Origin of the sequence: Dietzia sp. DQ11-44 (assembly GCF_014145205.1) — a bacterium.
GTDB classification, from domain to species: Bacteria; Actinomycetota; Actinomycetes; order Mycobacteriales; family Mycobacteriaceae; genus Dietzia; species Dietzia natronolimnaea.
Window position 1 is genome coordinate 1 of the sequence record NZ_JAALEC010000348.1, and the last position, 3,385, is coordinate 3,385.

General features: G+C 68.4%; 5 protein-coding genes and 1 pseudogene. 3 read left to right on the forward strand and 3 right to left on the reverse strand.

Translation table 11 applies throughout. The features are described 5' to 3' along the window. A partial coding sequence (locus tag G6018_RS09360) for a gamma-glutamyl-gamma-aminobutyrate hydrolase family protein (RefSeq protein WP_182639462.1) occupies window positions 1-369 on the reverse strand: 369 nt, incomplete at its 3' end. 89 nt (window positions 370-458) lie between these two features. Between G6018_RS09360 and crgA the strand changes: the two genes are divergently transcribed. Continuing rightward, on the forward strand, window positions 459-725 hold the full coding sequence (gene crgA, locus G6018_RS09365) for a cell division protein CrgA (RefSeq protein WP_179524031.1): 267 nt from the start codon (window positions 459-461) through the stop codon (window positions 723-725). A gap of 334 nt (window positions 726-1,059) precedes the next feature. Next, on the forward strand, window positions 1,060-1,566 hold the full coding sequence (locus tag G6018_RS09370; RefSeq protein WP_182639463.1) for a PH domain-containing protein: 507 nt from the start codon (window positions 1,060-1,062) through the stop codon (window positions 1,564-1,566). Here G6018_RS09370 and G6018_RS09375 read toward each other — a convergent pair. Beyond that, window positions 1,556-2,290 carry a rhomboid family intramembrane serine protease gene (locus G6018_RS09375; RefSeq protein ID WP_182639464.1) on the reverse strand — a complete coding sequence of 245 codons (735 nt, stop codon included), beginning with the start codon at window positions 2,288-2,290 and terminating at the stop codon, window positions 1,556-1,558. The two genes, G6018_RS09370 and G6018_RS09375, sit on opposite strands and share 11 nt — an antisense overlap. Window positions 2,291-2,423: 133 nt before the next feature. Next, the gene (locus G6018_RS09380; RefSeq protein WP_179524029.1) at window positions 2,424-2,954 is read right to left on the reverse strand and encodes a peptidylprolyl isomerase; all 531 of its coding nucleotides are present in this window, start codon (window positions 2,952-2,954) and stop codon (window positions 2,424-2,426) included. Window positions 2,955-3,025: 71 nt separating this feature from the next. Between G6018_RS09380 and G6018_RS09385 the strand changes: the two are divergent. Beyond that, window positions 3,026-3,385: pseudogene (locus G6018_RS09385) on the forward strand (hypothetical protein); the annotation flags it as partial.

The window sequence follows — 3,385 nt, forward strand, 5'->3', positions numbered from 1 at the left end:
TTCGTGGGTGACCCGGCTCGTCTTGCCGTGCATGAGTTCAGCGGCCCTGTCGACCGTGGCGCCGAAGGCCTCGCCGATCGCCTGGTGTCCCAGGCACACGCCCAGCACCGGGACACCCGCGCGCCCACAGACCCCGATCAGCGGGATCGTCGCTCCCGCCCGGTCCGGCGTCCCCGGGCCCGGGCTCAGCAGGACGCCGTCGAACTCGGCGACCACGCCCGCGAGCGACGCCGGGTCGTAGCCGCCGTCCGGGCCGGCGAGTCTCTCGTCGTCGTTCCGCCACACCTCGCACGTCGCGCCCAGCTGTCCCAGGTACTGGACCAGGTTGTAGACGAAGCTGTCGTAGTTGTCGACGACGAGGATGCGCATAGATGCAGCGTACTGCTGTCGTCGGGATGAACGTCCCCGGCGGGTCTTGGTAGAGTGGCCTGGATCAGCCCCACCAGTGCGAGGACGTCATGCCCAAGTCAAAGGTCCGGTCGAAGACCGAGTACACCGACGCGGCCGTCAGCCGCACCCCCGTCAAGGTCAAGGGGACGCCCACCGCGCAGTGGTACCTGATCGTGATGTTCGGTCTCATGATCCTGGGCCTGGCGTGGTTGGTGACCTACTACATCGCCGGTGAGCGGATCCCGTTCATGCAGTCCCTCGAGACCTGGCAGAACTTCGCCATCGGTTTCGGGCTGGCCGTGGTCGGGCTGCTCATGACCATGAACTGGCGCTGACACCCGTTCTACCGGAACCCCGTTCCCCGCATTCCACAGCTTAATTCACAGGTCACCCCCCGCACGACGCGGGGGGTGACCTGCATTTTCTCATCGAATTGACATCCATGCAGGTCACGGTGGTGTATTCGGCGAAGTGACCGGTGTTAGCGATGCCCGCGCCCGCGCACACAGGCTGTGGACAACTCCCTCCACACTGGGGATAAACCCTCGACGACGACGACGAGGACGACGCCGCAGGTCGGGGTGCTGCCCTCTCGAACGCGGATCGAACTCCACCCGTGTGATTCATCCACACTGTGGATTCCGCCTGTGGATAAGGGAGGATGGCGGGATGAGTGAGACAACGGCGTCCACCGACGGACACCAGGCCGCGTCGTGGGGCCCGGGGACCCTGTGGCCGGCCGCGCAGATCGCCCTCGGGGTCGGTGCGGTGGTGGTGGGACTGACCAACCGGGATCCCCTGGGGCTCATCCTCACCGGGCTGCTGGCGCTGCTCGTGGTCCCCGCGGGGGTGATGCAGTTGATGCGGCGTCCCCGGATAGAGGTGGTGGACGGGCAGCTCGCGATCAAGAAGCTCGGTGGCGTGGTCTTCGTGCCGCCGGCGCAGGTCGTCGAGGCGCGCGCGCTCGGGGTCGCGAGATGGGGCGTGCGCCAGCACCTCATGCGACTGGAGTACGTGGACGACCGGGGGCGGGAGCAGCTCGACGTGTTCACGCGGGGAGACCTGGGGACCGATCCGCGTGAGGTGAGGGAGAGGCTGGTGGGCCTGGGATTCGGGGGGACCCGGGGGCCGGGGCCCGGCGGTCCTGAAGCTGGCGGCCCGGGATCTAGCGCCTGAGGACGTAGCCCAACTGCATGGTGTCGGCCGCGTACCAGGCGGCCACGGCGACGAGCGCCACCAGTCCCAGGTAGGCGAGCCACGACACGGTCTCCCGACCGCCACGGCCCACCCGTCCCGGCAGTCGACGGGGCAGGACCACCAGGACGAGCGCTCCGAGCGCGCCCACCACCAGGCCGCCCAGGTGGGCGGCGAGGGAGATGCCGGGAACGAGGAAGCTCACGCCGATGTTGAGCACCAGCAGTATCCCGATCCCCTTGACGTCGAGGCGCATCGACATCGCGACGATCGCGTAGGCACCCATGAGGCCGAAGATGGCGCCGGACGCCCCGGCCGTGAGCGCGTTCTGGCCGTAGAACATCACGGCGACGGAGCCGCCGAAGGCCGAGACCAGGTACAGCGCGAAGAACCGGGCGTGTCCGATGCTGCGCTCGATGCCCAGACCGAGGATCCACAGCATGTACATGTTGAGCAGGAGGTGCATCGGCCCGAAATGCTGGAAGGCCGAGGTCATCAGGCGCCACCACTCGTCCCGCGCCGCGACCAGCGGCGGATAGAGCGCCGTGGCCTCGAACAGCGCCGAGGTGTGGTTGCCGAGCATGCTCCGCGACTGGGCGACCGTGGCGGCGTAGACCGCGAGGTTGGCGGTGATGAGCCACGCGGTCACCGGCTGGCGTCGGAAGAAGCGGGAGACGGCGCCGCCGCTGTGCGTCTGGGTGGTCATGGGCTGGTGTGCTGTCACCGTTCCTGGATCGTCGTGGATAGACCGACGGCGCGGGACCGGTGTTCCGGTGCCCGCGCCGCTGGCCGGGCCGTGTCGCCACGACCCTGTGGATCAGGAGTCAGGAGATCAGGAGTCAGGAGATCTCGATCGACTCGATCACGATGTCCTCGACCGGGCGGTCCATGGCGCCGGTCTTGGTGGTGGCGATGGCGTCGATGACCTTCTGCGAGTCGGCGTCCGCGACCTTCCCGAAGATGGTGTGCCGGTTGTTCAGGTGCGGAGTCGGGCCCACGGTGACGAAGAACTGCGAACCGTTGGTCCCCGGGCCGGCGTTGGCCATGGCCAGCAGGTACGGCTCGGTGAACTGGAGCTCCGGGTGGAACTCGTCCTTGAACTGGTAGCCCGGGCCGCCGCGGCCGGTTCCCGTGGGGTCGCCGCCCTGGATCATGAACCCGGAGATGACGCGGTGGAAGATCGAACCGTCGTAGAACGGGCCGGACTTCTCGCCCTTGGCGTTGGCCTGGGAGTAGTCCTTCGACCCGTCGGCCAGACCGACGAAGTTCGCGACCGTCTCCGGGGCGTGGTTGCCGAACAGATCGACGACGATGTCGCCCTTGTTCGTGTGGATGGTTGCCTTCTGCGTTGCGATGCTCACGACGACCATCCTGCCACGCGGTCCCGGTGGATGTCGGCGAGGTGGTGGTCGCTGTCCGAGGGCTGTGCCACCATCTACCCATGAGCACACGAAGCGATCGCGCCGCCGAGCGTAAGGCCATCAAGTCCGCCGAGAAGGACCTGAAGAACGCCGGCACCGCCGCCCGGAAGGCGTTCGACCTCAAGGATCCCCGCTTCCTCGGGGAGGCCGCCGTGGCCGCGACCCGTGGGCCCGCGGGCCTGGCCCTCTTCGGCGCGAGCCGCGGTATCCAGGTGCTGCGGGACCGCCGCGCGGAACAGGCGGAGATCCTGGGCAAGCTGGCCGCGGACGCCAAGCAGCACGCCGAGGACCTCCGGGAGCAGTCGTCCGTTCTCACCGCCCCGCAGGAGAAGCCCAAGTCCCGTCGCCGCCTCGCCCCCCTGTGGATCGTCGGGCTCGCG

What these genes read in the sequence shown, in the direction of transcription:
- crgA (WP_179524031.1), top strand. Translation starts at nt 459, where the DNA reads ATGCCCAAGTCAAAGGTCCGGTCGAAGACCGAGTACACCGACGCGGCC.
- G6018_RS09380 (WP_179524029.1), bottom strand. Translation starts at nt 2,954, where the DNA reads ATGGTCGTCGTGAGCATCGCAACGCAGAAGGCAACCATCCACACGAAC.
- G6018_RS09370 (WP_182639463.1), top strand. Translation starts at nt 1,060, where the DNA reads ATGAGTGAGACAACGGCGTCCACCGACGGACACCAGGCCGCGTCGTGG.
- G6018_RS09375 (WP_182639464.1), bottom strand. Translation starts at nt 2,290, where the DNA reads ATGACCACCCAGACGCACAGCGGCGGCGCCGTCTCCCGCTTCTTCCGA.